Origin of the sequence: Aliidiomarina celeris, assembly GCF_003316875.1 — a bacterium.
GTDB classification, from domain to species: domain Bacteria; phylum Pseudomonadota; class Gammaproteobacteria; order Enterobacterales; family Alteromonadaceae; genus Aliidiomarina; species Aliidiomarina celeris.
On record NZ_QMIL01000002.1, the window covers coordinates 559,999 to 585,164 of the forward strand.

The 25,166-nt window shown below is 50.1% G+C and carries 22 protein-coding genes; 13 read left to right on the forward strand and 9 right to left on the reverse strand.

The features are described from left to right. The first annotated feature begins 36 nt into the window (after positions 1-36). Both ftsZ and lpxC read left to right on the forward strand, forming a co-directional pair. A complete protein-coding gene (gene ftsZ, locus DQW12_RS06870) occupies positions 37-1,236 on the forward strand; it encodes a cell division protein FtsZ (RefSeq protein ID WP_370444355.1) in 1,200 nt (399 codons plus the stop codon). A 98-nt stretch (positions 1,237-1,334) separates the two neighbouring features. After that, positions 1,335-2,249: a UDP-3-O-acyl-N-acetylglucosamine deacetylase gene (gene lpxC, locus DQW12_RS06875; protein ID WP_113907088.1), complete on the forward strand. Its 915-nt coding sequence runs from the start codon at positions 1,335-1,337 to the stop codon at positions 2,247-2,249. Here the strand turns inward: lpxC and DQW12_RS06880 are convergent. After that, on the reverse strand, positions 2,246-2,554 hold the full coding sequence (locus DQW12_RS06880) for a DciA family protein (protein ID WP_113907089.1): 309 nt from the start codon (positions 2,552-2,554) through the stop codon (positions 2,246-2,248). The genes lpxC and DQW12_RS06880 overlap by 4 nt on opposite strands. A 78-nt stretch (positions 2,555-2,632) precedes the next feature. On the opposite strand from DQW12_RS06880, the gene DQW12_RS06885 reads away from it, so the two are divergent. From DQW12_RS06885 to mutT, 3 genes are all read left to right on the forward strand, one after another. Next, the gene (locus DQW12_RS06885) at positions 2,633-3,511 is read left to right on the forward strand and encodes a M23 family metallopeptidase (RefSeq protein ID WP_232819911.1); all 879 of its coding nucleotides are present in this window, start codon (positions 2,633-2,635) and stop codon (positions 3,509-3,511) included. Between the two features lie 108 nt (positions 3,512-3,619). Beyond that, positions 3,620-6,352 (forward strand): preprotein translocase subunit SecA, encoded by a 2,733-nt coding sequence (gene secA, locus DQW12_RS06890; protein ID WP_113907091.1) that lies wholly within the window; start codon positions 3,620-3,622, stop codon positions 6,350-6,352. Between the two features lie 5 nt (positions 6,353-6,357). Continuing rightward, complete coding sequence (gene mutT / locus DQW12_RS06895; protein WP_113907248.1) at positions 6,358-6,753, forward strand: 8-oxo-dGTP diphosphatase MutT; 396 nt, start codon at positions 6,358-6,360, stop codon at positions 6,751-6,753. On the opposite strand, the gene yacG is transcribed toward mutT, so the two are convergent. The 8 genes from yacG to DQW12_RS06935 all read right to left on the reverse strand — a co-directional run bounded on the left by yacG (position 6,747) and on the right by DQW12_RS06935 (position 12,725). Next, positions 6,747-6,971 carry a DNA gyrase inhibitor YacG gene (yacG, locus tag DQW12_RS06900; protein WP_198683917.1) on the reverse strand — a complete coding sequence of 75 codons (225 nt, stop codon included), beginning with the start codon at positions 6,969-6,971 and terminating at the stop codon, positions 6,747-6,749. The genes mutT and yacG overlap by 7 nt on opposite strands. A 54-nt stretch (positions 6,972-7,025) precedes the next feature. Then, a complete protein-coding gene (gene coaE / locus DQW12_RS06905) occupies positions 7,026-7,625 on the reverse strand; it encodes a dephospho-CoA kinase (RefSeq protein WP_198683918.1) in 600 nt (199 codons plus the stop codon). Continuing rightward, positions 7,622-8,485 (reverse strand): prepilin peptidase, encoded by an 864-nt coding sequence (locus DQW12_RS06910; protein WP_232819912.1) that lies wholly within the window; start codon positions 8,483-8,485, stop codon positions 7,622-7,624. The genes coaE and DQW12_RS06910 overlap by 4 nt, the downstream gene beginning before the upstream one ends. A 20-nt stretch (positions 8,486-8,505) precedes the next feature. Continuing rightward, positions 8,506-9,726: a type II secretion system F family protein gene (locus DQW12_RS06915; protein WP_113907093.1), complete on the reverse strand. Its 1,221-nt coding sequence runs from the start codon at positions 9,724-9,726 to the stop codon at positions 8,506-8,508. Next, positions 9,720-10,700: a GspE/PulE family protein gene (locus tag DQW12_RS06920; protein ID WP_113907094.1), complete on the reverse strand. Its 981-nt coding sequence runs from the start codon at positions 10,698-10,700 to the stop codon at positions 9,720-9,722. Before DQW12_RS06920 ends, DQW12_RS06915 begins: the two co-directional genes overlap by 7 nt. Before the next feature lie 32 nt (positions 10,701-10,732). After that, positions 10,733-11,197: a pilin gene (locus tag DQW12_RS06925; RefSeq protein ID WP_113907095.1), complete on the reverse strand. Its 465-nt coding sequence runs from the start codon at positions 11,195-11,197 to the stop codon at positions 10,733-10,735. A 118-nt stretch (positions 11,198-11,315) separates the two neighbouring features. Then, positions 11,316-12,194 carry a carboxylating nicotinate-nucleotide diphosphorylase gene (nadC, locus tag DQW12_RS06930; RefSeq protein ID WP_370444356.1) on the reverse strand — a complete coding sequence of 293 codons (879 nt, stop codon included), beginning with the start codon at positions 12,192-12,194 and terminating at the stop codon, positions 11,316-11,318. Between the two features lie 15 nt (positions 12,195-12,209). After that, the gene (locus DQW12_RS06935) at positions 12,210-12,725 is read right to left on the reverse strand and encodes a retropepsin-like aspartic protease family protein (protein ID WP_113907096.1); all 516 of its coding nucleotides are present in this window, start codon (positions 12,723-12,725) and stop codon (positions 12,210-12,212) included. A gap of 148 nt (positions 12,726-12,873) precedes the next feature. Between DQW12_RS06935 and ampD the strand changes: the two genes are divergently transcribed. From ampD to DQW12_RS06975, 8 genes are all read left to right on the forward strand, one after another. Continuing rightward, complete coding sequence (gene ampD, locus DQW12_RS06940) at positions 12,874-13,416, forward strand: 1,6-anhydro-N-acetylmuramyl-L-alanine amidase AmpD (protein ID WP_113907097.1); 543 nt, start codon at positions 12,874-12,876, stop codon at positions 13,414-13,416. Between the two features lie 79 nt (positions 13,417-13,495). Then, positions 13,496-14,332: a regulatory signaling modulator protein AmpE gene (ampE, locus tag DQW12_RS06945; protein ID WP_113907098.1), complete on the forward strand. Its 837-nt coding sequence runs from the start codon at positions 13,496-13,498 to the stop codon at positions 14,330-14,332. A 139-nt stretch (positions 14,333-14,471) separates the two neighbouring features. Then, positions 14,472-15,224 (forward strand): pyruvate dehydrogenase complex transcriptional repressor PdhR, encoded by a 753-nt coding sequence (gene pdhR / locus DQW12_RS06950; protein WP_113907099.1) that lies wholly within the window; start codon positions 14,472-14,474, stop codon positions 15,222-15,224. A 63-nt stretch (positions 15,225-15,287) separates the two neighbouring features. Further along, a complete protein-coding gene (gene aceE / locus DQW12_RS06955; protein ID WP_113907100.1) occupies positions 15,288-17,954 on the forward strand; it encodes a pyruvate dehydrogenase (acetyl-transferring), homodimeric type in 2,667 nt (888 codons plus the stop codon). 10 nt (positions 17,955-17,964) lie between these two features. After that, positions 17,965-19,653 (forward strand): dihydrolipoyllysine-residue acetyltransferase, encoded by a 1,689-nt coding sequence (aceF, locus tag DQW12_RS06960; RefSeq protein ID WP_113907101.1) that lies wholly within the window; start codon positions 17,965-17,967, stop codon positions 19,651-19,653. Positions 19,654-19,811: 158 nt separating this feature from the next. Further along, complete coding sequence (gene lpdA / locus DQW12_RS06965; protein WP_113907102.1) at positions 19,812-21,242, forward strand: dihydrolipoyl dehydrogenase; 1,431 nt, start codon at positions 19,812-19,814, stop codon at positions 21,240-21,242. 124 nt (positions 21,243-21,366) lie between these two features. Continuing rightward, a complete protein-coding gene (locus DQW12_RS06970) occupies positions 21,367-22,344 on the forward strand; it encodes an aspartyl/asparaginyl beta-hydroxylase domain-containing protein (protein WP_198683919.1) in 978 nt (325 codons plus the stop codon). A gap of 72 nt (positions 22,345-22,416) precedes the next feature. Further along, positions 22,417-25,164: a putative bifunctional diguanylate cyclase/phosphodiesterase gene (locus tag DQW12_RS06975; RefSeq protein WP_157957869.1), complete on the forward strand. Its 2,748-nt coding sequence runs from the start codon at positions 22,417-22,419 to the stop codon at positions 25,162-25,164. Positions 25,165-25,166 lie beyond the last annotated feature (2 nt).

A 25,166-nucleotide genomic window follows, 5' to 3' on the forward strand; every position in this document is an offset into this window, starting at 1 on the left:
CACAAAAAACTACAGGAAAGTGGAGAGGTAACTATTATGAATATTTTTGAAGTAATAGAACAGTTTGAAACCGACGCAGTGATTAAGGTCATTGGCGTAGGTGGCGGTGGCGGTAACGCCGTCCAGCACATGGTAGCGCAGTCTATTGAAGGCGTTCAGTTTTTGGCCGCGAATACCGACGCACAGGCGTTACGCCGTAATGGAGCGGACACCACCATACAACTGGGTGGCGAAATTACCAAAGGCCTCGGTGCGGGTGCAAACCCGGAAATCGGTCGTTTGGCGGCGGAAGAAAACCGTGAAGAAATTGCCCGCTACCTTGAAGGTGCCGACATGGTGTTTATTGCTGCGGGTATGGGGGGCGGTACGGGTACCGGCGCGGCGCCTATTGTGGCCGAAATCGCCAAAGAGCTCGGTATTCTTACGGTTGCGGTGGTCACTAAACCGTTTTCGTTCGAAGGGAAGAAGCGTCTTGCAGCCGCGGAAGAAGGTATTGCCGAATTGAGCCAGCACGTGGATTCACTCATTACCATTCCAAACGAAAAGCTTTTGAAAGTATTGGGCCGTGGTACCTCGTTACTCGACGCCTTTGGCGCGGCAAACAACGTATTGCTCGGCGCGGTGCAGGGTATTGCTGAGCTGATCACGCGCCCAGGTTTGATTAACGTGGATTTTGCCGACGTACAAGCCGTTATGCGTGAAATGGGTACCGCCATGATGGGTACTGGTGTAGCCAGTGGCGAAGATCGTGCGGCCGAAGCGGCGGAGATGGCGATTAACAGCCCATTGCTGGAAGACATTGATCTTTCAGGTGCTCGCGGCGTATTGGTTAATGTAACCTCCGGTGTAGATATGAGCATGGAAGAGTTCGACACCGTTGGGCAAACGATTCGTGCATTTGCGTCCGACAACGCGACGGTCATTATTGGTGCGGTAATCGACATTGAAATGACCGACGAGATGCGCGTAACCGTAGTCGCCACTGGATTAGGTGCGGAGCGTAAGCCAGACATTTCATTGGTGGAAACGCGTAAGCCAGAGCCAATGGGCACGCGCACAACCACGAAGACACAACCGATGTATCCTGGCAACTCTTCAGCGGCGCCAAAATATGAGCCAAAATATGAAGAAGACGAGGTACCGAAGTCTGAACAAGTTCAAGTAGGGCGCGGGAAGCAAAATCCAGATCAAGACTTTTTAGACATTCCTGCATTCTTGCGTCGCCAGGCTGATTAAAAATCAGACTGGCTTGACCAGTAATGCTACTTTTGTTATAGTCTGCCCCCTTTGGATTTTTTTCGGAAGGAATTGACGGCAGAAATGAGGATTGGGTTATGATCAAACAACGGACAATCAAAGAAGCAGTTGCTACCACGGGTGTTGGTCTCCATAAGGGGAACAAGGTAAACCTCGTGATGCGCCCTGCTGCGCCAGACACTGGCATTGTTTTCCGTCGTACTGATCTCGAGCCTGTAGTCGAGATCAAAGCGTCGCCTAAACTGGTGCGTGACACCCGTATGTGTACCTGTTTGATCAATGACCAGAATATTCGCATTTCTACGGTGGAACATCTATTGGCCGCCATTGCTGCAATGGGAATCGACAATCTTTATGTAGAAGTCGACTCGCATGAAATTCCAATTATGGACGGAAGTTCACATCCGTTCATTTACTTGCTGCAAACAGCGGGCGTGAAAGAGCAAAGTAAAGCAAAACGCTTTGTTCGAGTGAAAAAGCCGGTACGCGTTGAAGAAGGCGACAAATGGGCCGAATTGTTACCCCACAATGGCTTTAAGATCGACTTCGCGATTGACTTTAATCACCCCGCTATTGCCGACACCAACCAAATGGTGAGCATGGACTTTAGCACTCAGAATTTTGTGCGCGACATCAGTCGGGCGCGCACTTTTGGTTTTATGAGTGACATTGAATTATTACGGGCGAACAACTTAGCGTTAGGCGGCAGCATGGACAATGCGGTGGTACTCGACGAGTTCCGTGTATTGAACAAAGACGGTTTACGCTACGACGACGAATTTGTGAAACACAAAGTATTAGACGCTGTTGGCGACTTATACATGGGTGGACACAGCATTTTGGGTCACTTGCGTGCCTTTAAATCGGGGCATGCCTTGAACAACATGCTGTTGGTCGCCCTTATGGAACAACAAGACGCTTGGGAATTTGTAACCTTTGAAGAGCCCGCAACCGAAGCGCCAATTAGCTATTTGTCGCCATCGCTTGCTTAACGATTTAGTTTAGGGTCAATACGAATATCAAGTTGAGTTACGGTCACCTCTGGTATTTCAGAAAGTTTCTGAATAATATTGGGTTCCGTAATGCGGAGGCGGGTTGCCCACGCTGCGTTGGCAACCGCAACCGTAAGAATATTATCGCGAATTGCGATACATCGAGAGGCTACAGCAAGTTCTTTCGAAACGACTTGCTGCCAGAGTGCATGAAGATGCTCGGCCTTACGAGAACGCTGACTCAGTTCGGCAAGCGTTCCTTGTGCCAGCAGATGTTGCACTGTTTTCGGTGGTCGGTTTAACATCTTTTCTACTGAGTGAGTGTGTATTGCATGAGTTTAGCAATCCTTTATAGAGGGCGAAAGGTCAGGTTTAAAATAAACTTGTCACGTCGTCGTTTGCTCACCTTTTTAGGTATCTTTTCCTTCCTTATTGTTAGCTATAGCCAGCCTTGGAAAGACCAAGGTGTAGATCCTGAGTTCGCTCAAACCCAAATTCAGCAAGAACAGTTACGCCTCGCCATGGAAACAGAAGCCGTAAAGGAAGTGCGCCGTAATGTGCAGCGCGAACTTACTGCCATGTCGATGAAAATGGGTGAGCTGCAAGGGCAAATTATGCGGCTCGAGGCCTTCGGCCAGCGTTTAGCGACAGCGGCAGATGTGAGTGATGGCGAATTTGTTTTTTCAGGGCAGTTGCCAATTGGTGGGCCAGAGTCGAATATTAACGACTGGCCAGTAGTGACTGACCACAATTTACTCAGTGAGCTCGACCAAATGCTCGCGCAGCTCGAAGATCGACAAAAACAACTGCGCCTACTTGAGTCTGTGATGGTGAATCACCATATAGAAGATTCACGTTTTATTGCAGGGCGTCCTGTGGAAGCCGGATGGTTGTCTTCGCAATATGGAATACGCCGTGACCCCTTTAATGGCCACCCAACCATGCACCGGGGAATAGACTATGCAGCGTCTGTCGGTACCGACGTTTTTGTGACGGGCGCAGGTATTGTAACCCATGCTGGACGCCGGTCCGCGTATGGGAATTTGGTAGAGGTTGACCACGGGGGTGGTTTGCGTACACGATACGCACATTTACACCAATACAATGTGTCTGTTGGAGACGTAGTTACGCGGGGACAAAAAATTGGCGAAGTTGGCCAGACTGGTCGCGCCACAGGGCCCCATGTGCACTATGAAGTATTACAGAATGGCCGCCATTTGAACCCGGCGGAGTTTGTTTTACGCCGCGCTCCACAAGAGTAGGAGCAAGGTGATACTCTAACGGCACCTTAGGGGTGCCGTTTTATTTTATGGATCACTCAATTTTATTCCGGACTTATCGCCGGTTCAGCATTCAGGATTTTTAAGCAGATGATAGGTAGTTTAGTAAAACGCGTTTTTGGTAGCCGAAACGACCGAGTAATTCGTAAGCTGATGAAAGAAGCTCAGCGTATTAATGCACTCGAAGCTGATTTCGAAAAGCTTTCTGACGCTGATTTAAAAGCCAAAACCGCTGAGTTTAAAGAGCGCTTGGCACAGGGTGCAGCGCTCGACAGCCTTATTGTAGAAGCCTTTGCCACCGTTCGCGAAGCGAGTAAGCGCGTATTTGGTATGCGCCATTTCGACGTGCAGCTGGTCGGCGGTATGATTTTGAACGACAATAAAATATCTGAAATGCGCACGGGTGAAGGTAAAACACTCACGGCAACACTCCCCGCGTATTTGAATGCACTTACCGGTAAAGGTGTTCACATTATTACCGTGAACGACTATTTGGCACGCCGTGACGCCGACTGGAGCCGTCCTTTATTTGCATTCCTCGACATGACCGTAGACTGCAACGTTGCGGGTATGCCGCCGCACGCGAAGAAAGAAGCCTACAAGGCCGACATTCTTTACGGTACCAATAATGAATTTGGCTTTGACTACCTGCGCGATAATATGGCGTTCGCACCTGATCAACGCGTGCAACGCGAGCTCTATTTTGCGGTGGTGGACGAAGTCGACTCGATTCTCATCGATGAAGCGCGTACGCCGTTAATTATCTCGGGGCCAGCAGAAGATTCGTCAGAGCTCTACACCAAAATTAACGGTTTGGTCAGTGGCTTAACCCGACAGTCTCATGAAGACGGAAAGGGTGAAGAAGACGCTGAGATCGGCGACTTTACAGTGGACGAGAAATCGCGTCAGCTGCACTTGACTGAACATGGTCAGCAGCACATTGAAGAAATTTTGATTGAAGCGGGGCTTTTGAAAGAAGAGGACTCGCTGTATTCCGCTGCGAACATTACCTTGTTGCACCACGTGAATGCAGCTTTGCGCGCCCATCACTTATTCCAGCGCGACGTAGACTACATTGTCAAAGATGGTCAGATTGTGATTGTCGACGAGCATACGGGCCGCACGATGGAAGGGCGTCGTTGGTCGGAAGGTCTGCATCAAGCGATGGAAGCGAAAGAAGGAGTTAAGATTCAGAACGAGAACCAAACGCTCGCCTCTATTACCTTCCAAAATTATTTCCGCCTGTATGAAAAACTTTCAGGTATGACGGGTACGGCAGACACCGAAGCGTTTGAATTCCAACAAATCTATGGTCTCGAAACCGTGGTGGTGCCAACCAATAAGCCGATGGTTCGTGACGACATGGCCGATTTAATTTACCTCACGGCGAAGGAAAAATACGACGCTATTATTGTTGATATTCGCGCGCAGCGTGACGCCGGGCGTCCAGTGCTTGTGGGTACAAGCTCAATTGAGAGTTCGGAGTTAGTGTCGCGCTTGTTGAAGAAAGAAAAAATCAAGCACAAGGTATTGAACGCGAAGTTCCACGAACAAGAAGCAGAAATTATTGAACAAGCAGGTCAAGCGGGCGCGGTAACCATTGCCACCAACATGGCCGGTCGTGGTACCGATATTGTGTTGGGCGGTAACCTGCAAGCAGAGCTAGACGCACTCGAAAATGCAGACCAAGCTAAAATTGAGAAAGTGAAGGCAGAATGGCAAGCACGCCACGACGCTGTAATTAGCGCGGGCGGTTTACATATTATTGGAACGGAGCGCCACGAGTCTCGTCGAATTGATAACCAATTGAGGGGTCGTGCAGGGCGCCAAGGTGATCCTGGTTCGTCACGTTTCTATTTGTCACTTGAAGACAGCCTCATGCGGATTTTTGCGACTGATCGCATGGCGGGCATGATGAAACGCTTAGGGATGAAGCCGGGCGAAGCGATTGAGCACCCTTGGGTAACCAAAGCAATTGAGAATGCACAGCGTAAGGTAGAAGCACGTAACTTTGATATTCGTAAACAGTTGCTAGAGTACGATGATGTGGCAAACGACCAACGTAAAGTGGTGTATAGCCAACGTAACGAACTTCTCGACGAAGGCGATATTAAAGAAACCATGGACGTGATCCGTGAAGATGTCATTAACCAAGTGATTTCTGAATATATTGCCCCAGGCTCACTTGAGGAACAGTGGGATGTGCAGCACTTAGAAGAGCGCTTACGGGCTGACTTTGATTTGGAATTGCCGATTCAAGAATGGCTCGACAACGACGACAAGTTGTTTGAAGAAGTGTTGCGTGAACGAATTGTAGAAGCCGCAGTTACGGCGTATCGCGACAAAGAAACACAGGTGGGTGAGAAAGTAATTCGTAACTTCGAAAAAGCGGTGATGTTGCAAAGCCTTGATAACCACTGGAAAGAACATTTGGCGGCCATGGACCATTTACGCCAAGGCATTCATTTGCGTGGCTATGCACAGAAAAACCCTAAACAAGAATATAAGCGCGAAGCCTATAACCTGTTTATGGACATGCTTGAAGCGCTGAAGGTCGACGTGATTTCGATTCTGAGTAAAGTGAAAGTGCGCGCTGAAGAAGACGTAGAAGCGGTGGAAGAGCAACGTCGCAAGGCCGACAGTGCGCCGCGCGAATACAAGCATGAGAGCAGCCCAACTTCGGGAACAGACTCTGCAGGCGGAATTGCCAATCCCGCAGGTGGGCAAACCGTAATGCGCGACGGCGAAAAAGTAGGGCGTAACGACCCGTGCCCTTGCGGCTCAGGCAAAAAATTCAAGCAGTGCCACGGCAAGCTAAGTTAAGCGAGGTGGACGCGGTTGATGTTGCGGTTGGTGTAGTGGTAAACGCCAACCAGCACGTTTTAATTAGTAAACGTGCTGCGTATCAGCACCAAGGCAACCGCTGGGAACTTCCTGGCGGTAAAAAAGAGCCTAATGAAACAATAGCAGCCGCCCTAACGCGGGAGCTCTTTGAGGAATTAGGCCTTGAAGTACAGAGCGCGGAACCGCTTTGCACTATTGAATTTGAATACCCAGAAAAGTGCGTGCGGCTGCAGGTGTTTTGGGTTTTTGAATTCTCCGGCCAAGTGACCAGCAAAGAAGGCCAAGAATGGCGGTGGGTCGCAGTTCATGAACTGGGCGAATATACATTCCCTGACGCCAATGCGCCTATAGTAGACGCAATCCAAGCGCGATTTCAGTGATCAAATTCATTTTCGCTGCTGTTAGCGGTGGGCGGTAAGGGCTCGCCGGCAATCCGTCTTTCTTCATTCGCCCATTCCCCTAAGTCAATGAGCTTACAGCGGTCACTGCAAAACGGCCGAAAACGAGAATCGGCAACCCATGGAACTGGCTTGTCGCAGGTTGGGCAGCTTACCTGCACGGGTGAACCCTCTTTCTTAATTGTACGATCAGTCGGCATTTGCGCTCCTTAAACTTCCCTTGAGTAACGACTAGAGCCGCGATGATAAAGACCCTATCGCGTGAGCGCAAGGTAATGCAGGTGAAGTTTCTCAACTTGTGCCGGTAGCTCAGCAGCGGTGCCGCTATTGTCGATTACTTCAGTTGCCTTGGCTAACCGTTGCGCCCGTGTAGCTTGGCTGGCAAGAATTGCTTCTACTTGTGCTTCACTCACCTGATCACGCGTAAGGGTACGTTGCTTCTGCTGTTCTTCAGCTAAATCCACGACTAAAACACGGTTACACAAGGCGTCTAGTTTATTCTCGATCAACAAAGGCGCCGACAGCAACACGTAGGGTGACTTTGCGGCTTGCAGCTGGTGCAGCAGTTCAGCGCGAATAGCGGGATGCATAATGCTATTGAGCTGTTGTTTTGCCTTGTCATTGCTGAAAATGAGTGAACGCAGCGCTGCGCGGTCGAGGTTGCCGTTGGGTAACAGTATGTGCTCTCCGAAGGTTTCGACAATTTCGGCCAAGGTAGGCGTACCTCCTTGAACAATAGCGCGAGCGACTTTGTCGGCGTCTACTACATCAATACCGTGCTGTTCGAACAAGTCACTCACTGTGGTTTTACCACTGCCAATGCCGCCAGTTAGGCCTACTACAAAATTTGTCATAAACCCAACCATTGCCAGTACGTGGTATAAATAACTTCACCAAAGAACAATGCTAAAATGCCAGCGAGTGCCAAAAAAGGACCAAAGGGCATGGGCTTGCTCTGTTGATGTTTACCGAGTGTAACCATAAGAATTCCAACCACGGCACCTACCACCGACGACAATAAAATAATCATGGGGAGCATTTGCCAACCGAGCCAAGCACCCAAAGCCGCAAGTAACTTAAAGTCGCCGTACCCCATTCCTTCTTTGCCTGTAGCAAGTTTAAACAACCAGAACACGCACCAAAGGGCGAGATAACCAGAAGCTGCGCCGACAACTGAGCTTTGCAGGCTAATGGGGAGTACCGCAATACTCAGCAACATGCCAAGCCAAATAAGCGGCAGCGTAATTTGATCCGGCAACAACATATGGTCGCGGTCAATAGCGGTAAGAATGACCAGCGCGTAAACCAATACGGCATAGCTCCAGCCTTGTAAGGTAAAACCAAACACCCAAATACAGGCGAGTGTGAGTAAACCTATTGCCAACTCTATACTGGGGTAACGCCAAGAAATAGGTGCCTTACACTTACTGCATTGGCCGCGCAGCAACAAAAAACTGAGCAGCGGGATGTTCTCGAACCAGCGAATGGTATGGCCACAATGGGGGCAATGGGAGCGGGGCACAGCAAGGTTAAATGGGACTTGGGGTGCCGCAACAGTTTGGCCAAGGCTTTCGGCGCAGTCGCGTTGCCATTGTTGTTGAAGCATAACAGGGAGGCGACCAATCACTACATTGGCAAAGCTACCGAACATAAGCCCGATAACGAACGCGAAGCTAAGGCCTAGCCATGGCACTTGAATGAAGATGTCGAACAACGTTTTTTCCTCGTAAAGGGTTAGCCAACTGCCAACCCGAGCTGAAACAATGGTAAGTACAAGGCGATCATGATTAACCCGGTAAGTACGCTTACACCCACCAAAACAAGCTGCGGAAGCAAGGCAACGTAGAGCGCCATACGTTGCTCTATGGTTTGCTCTGCAAGACTCACTATAATTGCCAGCTGTTGTTCGAGCTGGCCACTGCGCTCGCCTAAACTAAGCCGCATAAGCTCCATGGGCAACAAATGCAAGGGAGCGAAAATACGTTCTATGGTATGCCCTTGCTCAAGTAAATGAATGCATTGTAACCATAAATAACGATGGTATCGGTGCGGGCTATAGAGCGCAATGTTTTGTAAGCTTTGATGCAATGTCATTCCTCGGGAAAGGCCATTCGCCATGGTGTCCAGTTCACGAATTAGCGCGGGGCGGGCGATATACTCGCGCCAGAGTTTACGTTGAAAAAGGGCGTGTTGAATGACCATAGAATGCAGAAAGGTCCGGCGCCAAATGAGCAGCAGCGCAACCGTGAAGACCAACACGGTGCTGGCCGTAAGCAGCTTCGAGAGGGGGAGAACTTCACTGGGAGTGAGTACCAATTGAGTGATCCAGGGTAACGAGGCTCCTGACTGCTCATACAATTGTGCAAACTTTGGCAGTATAAATAGTTTTAAACCAACAAACAGTAGAGTCGCCATAACCAAAACTGAAATTGGGTAAAGCAGTGCTTTGCGGGTGCGAGCTCGAGACTGGTTACGTTTCTTGAGTTGGCTGGCAACTGCGGCTAGCGTTTCTGGCAGAAAACCGGCTTGCTCGCCAAACTTCAATTGCTGCAGCAACGCAGGTGCGAGCGCGGGGCGAGCGGTACGGATGGCGTCGACCATGCTTTGGCCGCGTTCCAGTGCTTGCAGGCAAGAAGCGCATACCTCCGCTTCATGTGCGCTCTGGCACTGTGAAGAGAGGGCTTGCAGGGCTGCAGCAAGGTCGAACCCCGTTGCGGTTAAGCTGTGCAGTCGCTCACACCACGATTGCCAAAACACATCCGTTGGTGCGGTGTGCTGAGGAAGTGTTGTAAAGCGGGTTAAGGTTACATTACGTTGCGCAAGCGTTAATGCGAGTAACGACACATTTGCCGCGCGCTCTACACCACTGAGTGCATGTTGGTGCTGTTCCCCCTGATACCCGTGCCAACGGTACCAACTGATTTTAGGGCTTGGCGATAACACCGACCCTAGCATACGCCCTCCGTTCGTTTACCTTGCACCATGGCATGCAATTGCTGCCAATAGTTATTGGAGTTTGGAGAGGCGAGCATAATGGTGCGTTCACGCTCACCAACATGCAGCAGCTCAAAGACCCCAGTGCGTTTGTGGCCGAGATTTATAAGTCTTTGGTTGATCAGTAAATTAAGGGCGGCGGCAAGCTGAGCATGCGACACCCCAAGTTGCTGTAGTCGAATAATGGCAGCTATCGCATGGCTGGCGTGTAAGGTTGCAAGTACTAAGTGACCGGTTTGGGCTGCTTGCAGAGTCATTTCAGCGGTTTCAGGATCGCGAATTTCACCCACCATAATAACGTCTGGGTCTTGCCGCAACAACGCTCGTAAAGTGGCAGCGAAGGTGAGTTTACTGTGTTGGTTAACCGCAGTTTGGTTCACCCCTTGAATGGGAATTTCCACCGGATCTTCCACGGTACTAATGTTGATATGGCGCGTCTTCAAGGCTTCTATCATGGCATAGAGGGTGCGAGTTTTGCCGCTGCCGGTCGGCCCGGTAACCAGAATCAGACCCTGCTGATCTTGCAAGCTTTGCTGCATGAGTTGCAGTTGTTCTGGCAGCAAGCCGAGTTCAGCAAGCGTGAGCGCAGCGCCGGTTTGGTTGAATAAACGCAACACAATTTTCTCGCCCCACAGGGTAGGGAGTACGTTTAAACGGCAATCAATACGAAGCTGCTGATAGTGAATAAGAAACCGCCCGTCTTGGGCTTTGCGGCGCTGGGTAACGTCGGTTCCTGCGGCATTTTTCAGCGCCGCTAACCATTGTTCGCCTTGCAACTTCGACACACCAAGCAAGGGCTGCACGTGGCCAAGGTAACGTTGGCGCACACGGTATTCGTCTTGCATCGCCTCAAAATGTAGATCTGAAACCCCACGCAATACACTGTCGGCAAGTAATTTAGTGAGTGGTGGTGGTAGTTGAGCAGCACTACTCATCAGACTGAACTCCTGTAGCGTCTGGGTTGAAGTTAAAGTGCGGGGAGGTCACCGACGCACTGCTGAAGGCGAGCACCGAGTTGAAAGTCCGAACAATACGACTGCCAACTCAGTTGTGTGCTTTGCACGACAGGCTGAAGTTCTACTTGTAAGGCGTCGCCGTTCTGGTCGGTCGCCTCGAGCGTTGCGCGAAAAGCGCCGGGGCTAGCGCCCGCAGCTAATGTTGTTATTCCTTGCGGCAATGGATTCGGTACCGGCGGCAACCCTTGTTGACCAAACTCACCGCATGCAGTAAGACTGCCATGGTTTTGCCAGCAGAGCGCAACAGCGGTTTGCCACGGCTGCAAACTCATGAGGGCGGTGGTCGCCTTGGTGCGTTGTGTGTAGTCGGTAAAGGCTGGCACGGCCATTGAGCTGAGAATGCCAAGAATAGCCACCACAATCATCAGTTCAATTAAGCTAAAGCCAAACGAGCGTGGGGAATGAGAATGTTGCATGACGCCTCCAGGGGTTGAATTAAACGTAAAATTTAACAACAGAAGGCTTTAGATATAGCCGATGCAATGTAGATTGCACCGGCCTTGGCTGAAGATCAGCGATCGCGCACAGAAATTATCAAGTGTGCGGCGTTAAGCGCATAGAAAGATCAAGTGCCTGCACATGCTTAGTGAGTGCACCCGAACTAATGTAGTCGACGCCCATGCTGGCATAGTGGCTCAGTCGGTCCGCAGTTATGTTGCCGGAAACCTCAAGTTTAACCTGCCCTTGCGCTTCATTCACCGCGTGCTGAATGTCGTGGTCGGTAAAATTGTCGAGCATGATCACGTCGCAACCCGTGGCCAGCGCTTGGCGAAACTCTGCCAGCGACTCAACTTCAACTTCTACCCACTTGTCTGCGGACAAACTGCGTGCTTGCTGGACCGCATTAGCAATAGAACCACAGGCTGCAATATGATTTTCTTTGATCAGAAAGGCGTCGAATAAACCGATACGATGATTACTACCGCCACCACACCGCACTGCAAACTTTTGCCCCAAGCGCATGCCCGGAATGGTTTTCCGGGTGTCGAGCAGCTGTGTTTTACTGCCCGCTAGATGTTTTACCGCGGCGGCTACCGCGCTTGCGGTTCCACTTAAGGTTTGAACAAAGTTGAGCGCGGTGCGCTCGCCGGTAAGCAGTGCTCGCGCTGGGCCGGTTAAAGTAAAGAGTTGTTGATTGGCAATCAGTGCTTCACCGTCTTGTACATGCCAAGTTATATTCACCCGAGAATCGATTTGCTTGAAGGTTTCGTCCACCCAAGCTCGCCCACAGAACACACCTGCTTCGCGAGTAATAACCTGCGCTGTTGCCAATGTTTCTTCGCCAATAAGTAGCGCGGTTACGTCGTTATTCGCGTTCACCTCACCGCCGAGGTCTTCGGTGAGTGCGCAATTGACGTCGAGGGGAATACGCGCGATTAACGCCTTGTCCATAACGGGCGTGGTTGCAGTCATGATTTCACAATCTCTCTATTGAATAAGGGTAAGTTGACGGTCACGTTGGGTGAATTCTAACGTTCTAAGGGCGCTCATGCCCAGCAGAATATGCGAGCTGTCGTAGTCGGGCACTATAGTAGCGCTTACGTTCTGTAGGCGAATTTCGCCCAGTCGCAATTCGTCGAGCTGGGTTTGGTAAGCGAGGGCAATACCATTGGCGGTGCGCACTTGCACCGCTGTTCCACGAGTAAGCCCAAGTTGATCGCTGAGTCGACCGGGAATTGCCACTTGGGTTGCGCCGGTGTCGAGTAAAAAGGTAACGGCGCGTTGGTTAATTTCACCGTTTGCGAGGTAGTGACCTTGCCGGTTCTGGTCCAGCACCACTATGGCGCGGTTACCGTCGCGATAGCTCTGTACCTGCTGATTCGGATTTTGCTGGCGCTCGAGTAGGTTATTGAACACCGCATAAAGAATAACGAGGGCTGCCACCCAAGCGAACCAAGTAAAGAATTTGCCAAATATTTGAGTGCTGTCAGTGGGTTCGGTCATGGTTACTGAGTCCTTGACATAAAAAGGGGATATACCGGGCGATACTTTAGCACAGTGTTGCCGTGGTTTGAGCTGTGCACTATAACCTCGGCTGCAGTTTTCAGGTAAGCTAAAGACAGATGAAAACGTAACGGATGGAGTTTGCGAAGTGTTTAGTATTCAGCAAGACCGTATTGAGCAAGCGCAATGGCGACCCTCACCTCATTGTGATGAACGTTCTCGACCGAATGACATTCGGCTGCTGGTGATTCATGGCATTAGCTTGCCTGCGGGAGAGTTTGGCGGGTCTGCTATTGACGATCTCTTTTTAGGGTGTCTCGACTGCTCAAGCCATCCGTCGTTTAGCTCGCTTGCAGGATTGCGGGTGTCGGCGCATTGCTTGGTACGGAGAAATGGTGAACTTATTCAATATGTTCCTTTTTCGAAACGGGCATGGCATGCCGGTGTGAGTGAGTGGCAGGGAGAAACCGGTTGTAACGACTTCTCCATAGGTGTTGAACTTGAGGGAACGGACACAACACCCTACACTGAAGCTCAGTACCGAACACTTGTTCAGTTAACACAGGCATTGATCACGCATTACCCGAATTTAAGTAAAACAACAATTGTTGGCCATGAGCATATTGCACCGGGCCGGAAAACAGACCCAGGCCCAGCTTTTGATTGGCCTTTTTATTTGTCGGCTTTATAGGCTGTCGGCTTGGCATGGGTTTAATCAGCATGGGTTTTGACTGTTGCGGCAAAAGCGACTCGACTAAACAGGAATTATTATGATCGTACTCTCGTTACTTGTAGCTCTTATGATTGAGCGTCTCCGGGTGAGTCCAGCAGGTTGGCGGCTCGATAATACGGCTCAGCAATTTGACCAATGGCTGCTGCAACATGAAACCTTTGGTGCGGCGCGAAAAAATGAAGTGTTTGGGCCATTAATGCTGCTAATTCCGTCGTTATTGCTCGCTATCTTACTGTTGTTTGGCACCGGCGGCTTAACAGAGTTTTTGGTCAACGTGGCGGTGCTGTCGCTGGTACTCGGCTGCAGGGTTCAGCGTGAGGCTGTACGCGACTTCTTTCTCGCCATCGAGCGTGACGACAGCGACGGTATTGAAACTGCAGAAGCAGGCTTTGAAGCTGCTTTTGACTTATCTGAATTAGAGCAGAGCTCCGACGAAGATGACGATGAGCAGTACAAGATAAGTATCGGGCAGCGGCTGGTTTGGATGAATTTTCGCTACTATTTCTCGGTGATATTTTGGTTTGTTTTGTTCGGTGCAGCGGGCGCCTTGGGTTATGGGCTGCTCCGTGCCAACGAGACTAGTTGTAAACCGTTAATGCGTTGGGTGGACTGGTTGCCTGTTCGCGTTGCCGGGTTTGCTTATTTACTGGTAGGGCATTTTTCGAAAGGCATGCCGAGCTGGCTTGCGAGCTTAGGCGACACACGTTCACCAGCAGGTAGTTTATTGGCCATAGCGCGAGCTGCGGAAGACACTGCCGTAGACGACGATGATCGCGCGCAGGAACCTCAGGCGCTGTTAGGACTGGCGCGAAGAGCTACGATTTTATTGCTGGTGGCTATCGCTTTAGCGACCATTTTTGGTTGGGTGGTATAAAACGCTTCCTTAAGTGGTAATACCAATTTATAAGCTTTCGGGTATAGCCGCCTAGCTTATTCTTGTTTATAATTACGTCAAGGGTTAATTGGTAAGACCAAATAACCAGCGATGGGAAAAGTGAGGTTATTGAATAACAATGAGCGACATTGGCCGTATTCAACATACGAAGTTGTCCGATGTTATTGTCAGTCAGGTTGAATCGCTGATTGTCAATGGCACGTGGGCGGCCGGTGAGCGCCTGCCCTCTGAGCGCGATTTGGCCAAGCAGTTTCATGTCTCGCGGCCGTCGTTGCGCGAAGCCATTCAAAAGTTAGAAGTGCGCGGGTTAGTGTCTCGTCGGCAAGGCGGTGGTACCTATATTGCTGGAGCTTTAGACCAACAGGTTGCCGATCCCTTGTTTGACTTGCTGGCGCGCCATCCAGAATCGCAGTTCGACTTACTCGAATTTCGACATGCGCTCGAGAGCGTTTCCGCTTACTTTGCTGCGTTACGCGGCACAGACGCTGACCTTGAGCGTATCGAAGCCATGTTTAGGGCGGCAACAGAGCAGGAGTTTAGCGTTGCGCAACAGGCCAAAGCATTGGTTGATTTTTATATTGCCGTAACCGAAGCGTCGCATAATGTGGTGTTGCTGCACTTAGTGCGCGGCATGAAAGACCTACTCGAAGACAATATTCGTAAGAACTTAGAACAACTGCATGACCGTAGCCATGTACTTGACCAGTTAAACGAACATCGTAAAGCCTTAGTGGAGGCTATTATTGCGCGGGAGCCAGAGCAAGCACGTGAAGCTTGTCACGCCCATTTAGCCTACATCGAACATGTATTATTGCAATTAAACCGAGAGCTCAGCCGAGTGCAGCGTGTACTTCGGCGCAGTGAGCTTTAATTCCGATTCAGTCGCTGCCAAAGTGAATAAGGTAGCGACACGTTGAAGGTAGAAGGAGCCGTTATGGCAGAGCAAGAACGTAACGATATTGATCCGCAAGAAACACTGGAATGGCTAGACTCGCTTGAAGCAGTGCTGGACGAGGAAGGCCCTGAACGAGCGCACTTTCTGTTAGAGCAACTGATCGACAAAGCGCGCCGCAGTGGTGCTTATTTACCTTATCAACCGACCACCGCTTATTTAAATACCATTCCGGTGAGCCAAGAGCCGGTAATGCCGGGTGATCAAACCTTAGAAGCTCGAATTCGTGCTGCGATACGTTGGAATGCGCTTGCCATGGTTCTGCGCGCTTCTAAGAAAGAGCTCGAGCTGGGCGGTCACATTTCAAGTTTCGCCTCCTCGGCTATGCTGTACGACATTGGTTTTAATCACTTTTTCCGTGCCCCGGGCGAAGACGGCGGCGATTTTCTGTTTATTCAAGGGCATGCCTCGCCGGGTATTTATGCGCGAGCCTTCCTTGAGGGGCGTATTACTGAAGAACAACTTGACGGATTCCGCCAAGAAGTGGAAGGCGGTGGGCTGTCGAGTTACCCGCACCCCAAACTCATGCCTGAATTCTGGCAATTTCCGACGGTTTCCATGGGCTTGGGGCCAATGCAGGCGATTTACACAGCGCGCTTCTTAAAGTACCTCACCGATCGAGGCATTAAAGACTGTTCGAACCAGCGCGTGTATTGCTTCTTGGGCGACGGCGAAGTGGATGAGCCAGAAAGCTTAGGTGCCATTGGTTTAGCCAGTCGTGAAGGGCTCGACAACCTTACGTTTATTATTAACTGTAACTTGCAGCGCCTCGACGGCCCTGTGCGCGGTAACGGTAAGATTATTCAGGAACTGGAAGGTACTTTCCGTGGCGCTGGCTGGGAAGTAATTAAAGTGATTTGGGGCCGCTATTGGGACCCGCTATTGTATCGCGATACCGAAGGCAAGCTTGCCGAAATTATGCAAACCAGCGTAGATGGCGAGTATCAAAACTACAAAGCGAAAGGCGGTGCGTACACGCGCGACAACTTCTTTGGCAAAACGGAAGAAACCAAAGCCATGGTGGCAAACCTTTCCGACGAAGATATTTGGCGCTTAAACCGTGGTGGCCACGACCCAGTAAAAGTGTATGCGGCTTATCACAAAGCAGTGAACACTAAAGGCCGGCCACAAGTTATTCTGGCGAAAACCGTGAAAGGCTACGGCATGGGCGCTGCGGGTGAAGGCAAAAACGTTGCCCACCAAGTGAAAAAAATGGAAATGGACGCCATTAAGCATTTCCGTGACCGCTTTAACATTCCAATTAAAGACGCAGAATTGGAAGACATTCCATACTACCGTTTTCCAGAAGACAGCGACGAGCTGAAATATATGCGCGAACGCCGTGAGAAGCTCGGTGGCTTTATGCCGGTGCGTAGAGCGGAAACCGACAAAGAGCTTGAGGTTCCCTCGCTCAAAGCGTTTGAGGCGGTATTGAAAGGCTCGGGTGACCGTGAAATTTCAACCACTATGGCGTTTGTTCGAGTGCTGACCGCGATGTTGAAAGACAAGAAAGTGGGTCAGCGTGTGGTTCCTATTATTCCTGATGAAGCGCGCACGTTCGGCATGGAAGGTCTGTTCCGTCAAGTTGGAATTTATTCGAGCCAAGGGCAGAAATATACCCCGCAAGACGCCGACCAAGTGGCCTATTATCGGGAAGACAAAAAGGGCCAAGTGCTTCAAGAAGGGATTAACGAACTTGGCGCGATGGCATCTTGGGTAGCTGCGGGTACCAGCTATTCGACCAATAACGAGCCGATGATCCCCGTTTACATTTATTACTCCATGTTTGGTTTCCAACGTGTTGGGGACTTGGTGTGGGCGGCTGGCGACAGTCAAACGCGTGGTTTCTTGATTGGCGGTACAGCTGGGCGCACAACGCTGAATGGCGAAGGTTTACAACACCAAGACGGGCATAGCCACTTGCACTTTGGTACCGTGCCGAACTGTGTCACTTACGACCCAACGTATGGCTATGAAGTGGCGGTAATTGTGCAAGACGGTATGCGCCGGATGTTTGGCGAGCAGGAAAATGTGTTCTATTACATTACGGTAATGAACGAGAACTACAAGCAGCCGGAAATGCCGGAAGGTGTGGAAGAAGGCATATTGCGCGGTATTTATCAGCTTGATCAGGTAAAAGCCAGTAAGGCCGCAGGCGAAGTGCGCTTAATGGGCTCGGGTACGATTTTGCAGGAAGTACGCCGTGCGGCAGAAATTCTGAAAAAGGATTTCAAGGTCAGTGCAACGGTTTACAGTGCAACGTCTTTCAACGAGTTAGCGCGCGACGGCTTAGATACAGAGCGCTACAACATGCTGAACCCGACTAAGAAAGAGAAGCAGGCTTTTATTACGAGCGTTTTAGAAAGTGGGAAAGGACCCGTTATTGCGGCAACCGATTATGTGAAACTCTATGCAGATCAAGTGCGGGCATGGGTTCCAGGGCCTTATCGAGTGCTGGGCACCGACGGTTTTGGTCGCTCCGACAGTCGTGAAAACTTGCGCCGTCATTTTGAAGTAAATGCGGAGTATATTGTGGTGGCCGCGCTGGCTGAATTAGCGAAGGCGGGCGATATCGACAAGCAAGTTGTGGTGAAGGCGATCAAAGACTTTGGTCTTGATACCGACAAAATGAACCCACTGTACGCATAAGGAGCAGAACATGGCAGATGCAAAAGAAGTGCGCGTTCCCGACGTCGGTGGGGAAGCGGTAGAAGTTATCGAAGTACTGGTGGCTACAGGCGACTCGGTTGAGGCGGAAGACGCTTTGGTCACGGTTGAAACCGACAAAGCGACCATGGATATTCCTGCACCCTTTGCGGGCAAGATTGCCGACTTAAAAGTAAGTGTGGGCGATAAAATAAATGAGGGCGATTTACTCGCACTCATTGAAGCAGCGAATAGCGATAGCGACGCGGAACACGAGCCTGAGCAAGACACGAAGCAAGAAGCTAAAGAAGAACCCAAGGAAGCGCCTAAGCAAGAGCCTAAGCAGGCGAAAGAAAAAGCGTCGGCGGGCACTTCAGTCATTGAGGTGAAGGTTCCCGATATTGGTTCTGACGGTGAAGTTGATGTAATCGATGTGTTGGTTGCCGAAGGAGACGAGATTGCCGCGGAAGACGGTTTAATTACTCTCGAAACCGACAAAGCGACGATGGATGTACCGAGCCCGCAGGCGGGTGTGGTAAAGAGCCTGAAAGTGAAAGTGGGCGATAAAGTGAGCGAAGGCTCGCTAGTGCTCGAGCTTGAAGTGGAAAGCGAGGGTGCCGCGGAAGCAGAGGCTGAATCGACTGACCACAGCGAAACAAGCGAAGATCAAAGCAGCGATGCGGAGTCGAATGCTGAGGCTTCGAAAACCGACAGCAGTAGCCGCCGCGAACCGCCGGTGCCAGACCATCCGCTTGGCCGCAAAGACAAGGGCGATAAAATTCCACACGCTTCGCCAGCAGTGCGCCGTGTTGCACGGGAATTTGGTGTCGACTTAAATAAAGTAAAAGGCAGTGGGCCGAAAGCGCGAATTTTAAAAGAAGACGTGCAAGACTTTGTGAAGTATGAACTCTCCAGACCGAAAGCGTCGGCGGCGCCCAACACCGGCGGTGAAGGTGGCTTGCAGGTTATTGCGCAGCCGAAAGTCGACTTTAGTAAGTTTGGTGAAGTTGAAGAAGTTGAACTCACCCGTATTCAGCGAATTTCAGGGCCGAACTTACACCGCAACTGGGTAACCATTCCGCATGTTACGCAGTTTGACGAAGCCGACATTACTGAGCTTGAGGCCTTCCGTAAAGCGGAAAACGAACAGCTAGCCAAGCGCAAAACAGACGTGAAGTTTACGCCGCTGGTATTCATCATGAAGGCCGTAGCGAAAGCCATGCAGGAATACCCTGTATTCAATTCATCGTTGCACCCAGACGGTGAACATTTGATTATGAAAAAGTACATTCATATTGGCATAGCGGTGGACACGCCAAATGGGCTTGTAGTACCGGTGATTCGCGACGTAGACAAGAAGGGTATTGTGGAACTTTCGCGGGAACTCACAGACGTAAGCTTGCGCGCTCGAGACGGCAAATTGAAAGCCGCAGATATGCAAGGTGGGTGTTTCTCTATTTCCAGCTTAGGCGGTATTGGCGGCACGGCGTTTACGCCGATTGTGAACGCCCCCGAAGTGGCAATTTTAGGGGTGTCGAAGAGCGATATGAAACCGGTTTGGAATGGCAAAGAGTTCGAGCCACGGCTTATGCTGCCGCTGAGCTTATCGTATGACCACCGGGTAATCGACGGCGCGGTTGCCGCACGGTTCTCTGTGTATTTGAGCCAAGTGCTGTCTGATATTCGAAAAATCATACTTTAACGATTAAGTTATGTAGGTGCGGCTTGGATGAACTGCGGCAATGGTCGCGGATTTGCACAAGACGCGCCGTTAAATTCTCGATACAATGTGCCCCAGTAAACTGGGGATACGCGGTGGCAACACACCACTGCAGCAATTGAATAAATTAAGGGGTGATCATGAGCAACGAAGTGAAAACACAGGTTGTGGTATTAGGCGGAGGCCCAGGCGGTTACTCTGCAGCATTCCGTGCCGCCGACCTAGGTTTGGATGTAGTTATTGTTGAACGCTACAACGTATTAGGTGGTGTGTGCTTGAACGTGGGGTGTATTCCTTCAAAAGCATTGTTACACGTTGCCAAACATATTGAAGACGCGGCGCACATGAGCGACGCAGGTGTTGATTTCGGCAAGCCTAAGATTGACCTCGACAAAATTCGCGCCCACAAAGAAAAAGTTGTGGGTCAGCTGACCGGTGGCCTAGGCCAGATGTCGAAAATGCGTAAAGTGAAAGTGGTAACCGGAAAAGGTGAGTTCACTGGCGCAAATGAGCTGAAAGTAGTGGGCGACGAAGAAACGACCATTAAATTTGAGCATGCGATTATTGCCGCGGGCTCTCAGCCGGTTGAATTACCCTTCATTCCACATGACGACGAACGTATTTGGGATTCTACCGACGCGCTCGAATTGCCATTTGTACCGAAGAAAATGCTGGTACTTGGCGGCGGCATTATTGGTTTGGAAATGGGCTGTGTATACAAAGCGTTGGGTTCAAGCCTAGACGTGGTTGAATTTATGGACCAGCTTATTCCAGCAGCCGACAAAGACCTGATTAAAGTGTTTACTAAAGCGATGTCGAAGAAGTTCGACAACATTATGCTGGAAACCAAGGTTACTAAAGTAGAAGCGAGAAAAGACGGTATTCACGTAACTTTCGAAGGCAAAAACGCGCCTGAAAAACCGGTGAAATACGACGCGGTGTTGGTGGCCGTTGGGCGTACACCAAACGGTGGCAAGGTTGGTGCGGACAAAGCAGGCGTGAAGGTTACCGACCGCGGCTTTATCGAAGTAGATAAACAAATGCGCACCAACGTGAAGCATATTTTCGCGATTGGCGACATTGTGGGTCAACCTATGCTGGCGCATAAAGCGGTGCATGAAGGCCATGTGGCGGCAGAAGTAATTTCAGGTAAGAAACATTTCTTCGACCCGAAAGTGATTCCTTCTATTGCGTACACAGACCCAGAAGTAGCGTGGGCTGGTGTAACAGAGAAAGAAGCGAAAGAGCAGGGCATTAAATACGAAGCGGTTACCTTCCCGTGGTCAGCCTCGGGTCGTGCGATTGCTTCCGGCGCTACCGACGGTTTCACCAAGTTGATCTTCGACAAAGAGAACGACCGCATTATTGGTGGTGCAATGGTAGGTGCTCACGCGGGCGAATTACTTGGTGAAGTATGTTTAGCGATTGAAATGGGTAGCGACGCAGAAGATATCGCACTTACAGTACACGCACACCCAACTTTGCATGAATCGGTCGGCTTAGCCGCAGAAATTTATGAAGGGTCAATTACCGACTTGCCAAATAAAAAGGCAGTTAAAAAAGGGAAGTAATACACTTCTCCGGTTATACGCTAAAAACGGCTCCTTGGAGCCGTTTTTTTATACTTGATTTTTCACCGACCTTCAGTACAGTATGCCTATGTTTGTAAACAATAAGTAAATGCTGGGGTTTGCTGTGGGGAACGTTCTATTCATTGTTATGGGGATATTGCTGGCGGGAAGCTTAGCCGCAATGGTGTATGTGTATGCCTTTCGAGGGGATTATCGACACCCGAATGTTAGCCATTATTTGCGCAAATGCTGGCCTATTTTTGCGCCGCTCAACTGCATGTTGTACATGAATACGCGCAAGTACGCACGTAAGCCCGTGCTTAATTTAAACGATTTCCCCGAACTAAAAGAAATTCAAGAGAACTGGCAGGACATTCGTGATGAAGCATTAGCGCTGCAGGCGAATCAATCGTTCGAACAGGCCAAAAGTAAAGACTCCCCCGCTTATTACGACGTTGGTTTTCGTACCTTTTTTAAATATGGCTGGAGCAAGTTCTACTTAAAATGGTATGGCTATACTCACGACTCGGGCAAGCAACGGTGTCCTAAAACGTCGGCGTTGGTGGCTAAGAATAAACATATTAAGGGCGCAATGTTTACCCTATTACCGCCCGGCTCAAAACTCACCCCGCATTCCGACCCTTTTGCCTGCTCATTTCGCTACCATTTGGGCTTAGCCACCCCAAATTCAGACGACTGCTGGATTAGCGTAGACGACAAAAAGCTTTCGTGGCGGGACGGCGAAGCCATATTATTCGACGAAACCTATGTGCACCATGTGGCCAACAATACGGATCAGCATCGGCTTATACTGATGCTCGATGTAGCTCGGCCGATGAATATCTTTGGTCGTTTGTTCAATGCATTGTATTGCCAACTGATGAAATTCACCATTGTGCCCAACGAAGCGCAAGATAAACGTGGTTTAGGCAATGCTATTTTTTCCAGCGTGTCGCCCCTGCTGGCGCGCAGCAAGGCGCTGAAAGAAACCAATGTAGGCATGTACCGAGTGCTCAAATACTCGGTCAATACCTTATTATTGGCGATCACCTTAACGGTGTTGGCCTTGTTGGTGTATGTTCCGCTCGAACTTATGTTTTAAATTTATTTTGTCTTTGAACTTTCTGCGTGCATTCTTTATGCTCAAGTTTAAATCTAGCGTTGAGGTTTAAACTTGAGTTTTTCGCTGCGCACCCACCCGTCTCCCGCCGGTGTTTCTTATTACACGATTCTCTTTATTGGAATCATGATCGGCGTGTGCGGCATTACCTATAATTTAACGCTCTCCAACCCACAACCGCTCGAACGTGTTATTTCTATGACCGCCGCGCTCACCGCCTTCGCAAGTGGTCTTGGCCTCTATTTAGTCCCCCGCAAATATGCCATTCCACGGGTTATTGTGGGCTTGTTGGTGGCAGGGTTTGCCAGCTATTCCATTGGTAAAAGCCTACTCTACGGCAGCAGTATCTTTTCAATCCAAGCGGGGCTCATTAGCACCAGTATTCATTGGCCTCTGTCGGTTATGTATGTGTTGATTGGCGTGCTCATTACGCTTGGTTTTAAACAGACTTGGCAGCGTTTGGCGTGGCGCTATAGTGCGGTTTTTATTTTTGCTGTCGGCACCTTGTACTTTGGACTGTCGTGGTTGCAGTCGGGCTATGTGCTGTTCGGCCCACACCCTATGGTGGTGAGTATTTCTATTCTCTATACGGTAACTATCGCTATCGCCATTTGGTTTGGTGGTGAACATGGTACTAAGCTGGCCCGTTTACCGAGTCGGTTTGGCATGATGGTAGGTGCTGGGGGTATTTTAATTCCAACCTTTATTTGGTTTGCGTTGTCGGTGCACGAAGCACAGAGCATGATGCGCGAAGGCACTGCAATGAGCAGTGAAGCTGCAAAACAGCGACAAGAAACTTCATGGCGAAGTGTAAACCTCATGTCGCGCTTGGTTGAGCGTTGGTCTAGTGCCAGCGACGACGAGCTCGCGCGCTTACAAGAGCTCGATATTACGCGCTATTTAAATGATGAAACTCATATTCGCTCCATTTTATTATTTGCGCCTAACAGTGATCTACTTTGGGAACGAAACCGAACCGGTGGCCCTGCTTTTGCGCCTCGTTTTAGTGCAGGAGAACAAACCGATGCTGAATTACAGGCGTGGTTAAGCAAACCCGAACCCTATGCTGCAATTTTAATTCCGCGCTTTTCTATTCGAGAAAGTGTACCCGTTGTGGTACTGCGCTTGCCGGTTTTCCGCCACGGAGAATTGTATGCTTTTGTTGTCACCGTGTTTGACTTTGCCAGTTTAGTAAACCCGACACTCTCGGAGCTCAACTCTTCATTCAAAACCTATGCGCAGTTTGGTGAAGTCTTATTGAGTAGTCGCGGGCACTTTACCGAAATACTCTCGACTGAAGTTGCGCGGGATCGAAGCCTGTTTTACACCCAAGCACCACTTTATTTGCCGTATTCGCCACCGACGCTGCTAAATGTGTATTTAGCCGACACGAGCGAACTGCGCTTTATGGCGAATATTCACACGCTCGTGTTGTTAGGCGGTTACTTGTTAGCGGTATTTTTGGTGATTAGTACCGAGAATGGGCAAATATTGCGGCGTCAAAGGGTATTGCTGCGCGCGCAGGCCACGCAAGATAAGCTAACCGGATTAGCAAACCGGGCGGTAATTGAACGCACGTTACTTAACGCCTGTGAGCAGGTGAGCCGAAGTCAGCAGCGCGTGGCGGTAATGTTTATTGACCTCGACGGCTTTAAACCTATTAACGATAGCCTCGGCTTAATTGTTGGCGACAAGCTTTTGGTGGAAACGGCAAAGCGGCTAGAGCGTTGCTGCACTGAGGGCGTACTGGCGTCGCGTTTTGGCAGTGACGAGTTTGTTATTGTGGTAACCGGCGACACCAGTGCCGCTCGTTTAGAAGCATTGGTAAACCATATTCTCAGCGCCATTGCACAGCCCTTTCATATTGACGACTACCGTTTGTATATTACTGCCAGTGTTGGCATAACAACCACATCTGAATCGCCAGCAGACCCGAAACTGCTGATTCAGCACGCCGACATGGCGATGTACCAAGCGAAACGACAAGGCCGCAACCATTACCAGTTTTTTGCAAAGAATTTAATTGAACGCTTCCACGAAGCGGTGGTTTTGCGTAACCAACTTCAGCAGGCGATCGATAAAAATGAATTGATGCTCTATTACCAACCGGTGGTCGCCTGTGGCTCGCGTAAAGTGGTTGGGGTTGAAGCGCTACTGCGCTGGGAAATCGAGCCGGGCCGATTTGTGTCACCTGCTGAGTTTATTCCGCTGGCAGAAGACAGCGGACAAATTATTCCCATGAGCGCGTGGGTATTGCAGCAAGCCTGTGAAGATGGATTAACCATTCGTACAATGCGAGATATTACCCTAGCCGTGAATTTGTCGGCAGTGCAGTTTCAGAGGGCAAATTTTGTCGAGTCGCTCGAGCACCATATTCGCCGCTCGAAGTTCCCCGCCAATAAGCTGCGTTTAGAGCTTACCGAGAGTATTCTCGTGGAGGACCAGCGCGAAGCCATTCAAATTTTGAAGTCGCTGCGCCAACGTGAGCTCGGTATTTCGATTGACGACTTTGGCACCGGCTTTTCAAGTTTGTCGTATTTGAAAGACCTCCCTGCGAATCAGTTAAAAATCGACCGCAGTTTTATTGCCGATATTCAAGACCCAAATCGAGACGGTGCTATTGTGCGCGGTATTATTGCCATGGCCAACGAGTTAGGGATTGATGTGATTGCCGAGGGCGTTGAGACCGAGGTGCAAGCCCGTTTTGTCGAAACATGCGGTGCGAAGGCCATGCAAGGCTATTATTTTGCCAAACCCATGCCGCTCGCTGCCTTGATCGACTTCTTGGCAGACGAAGAGTAAAC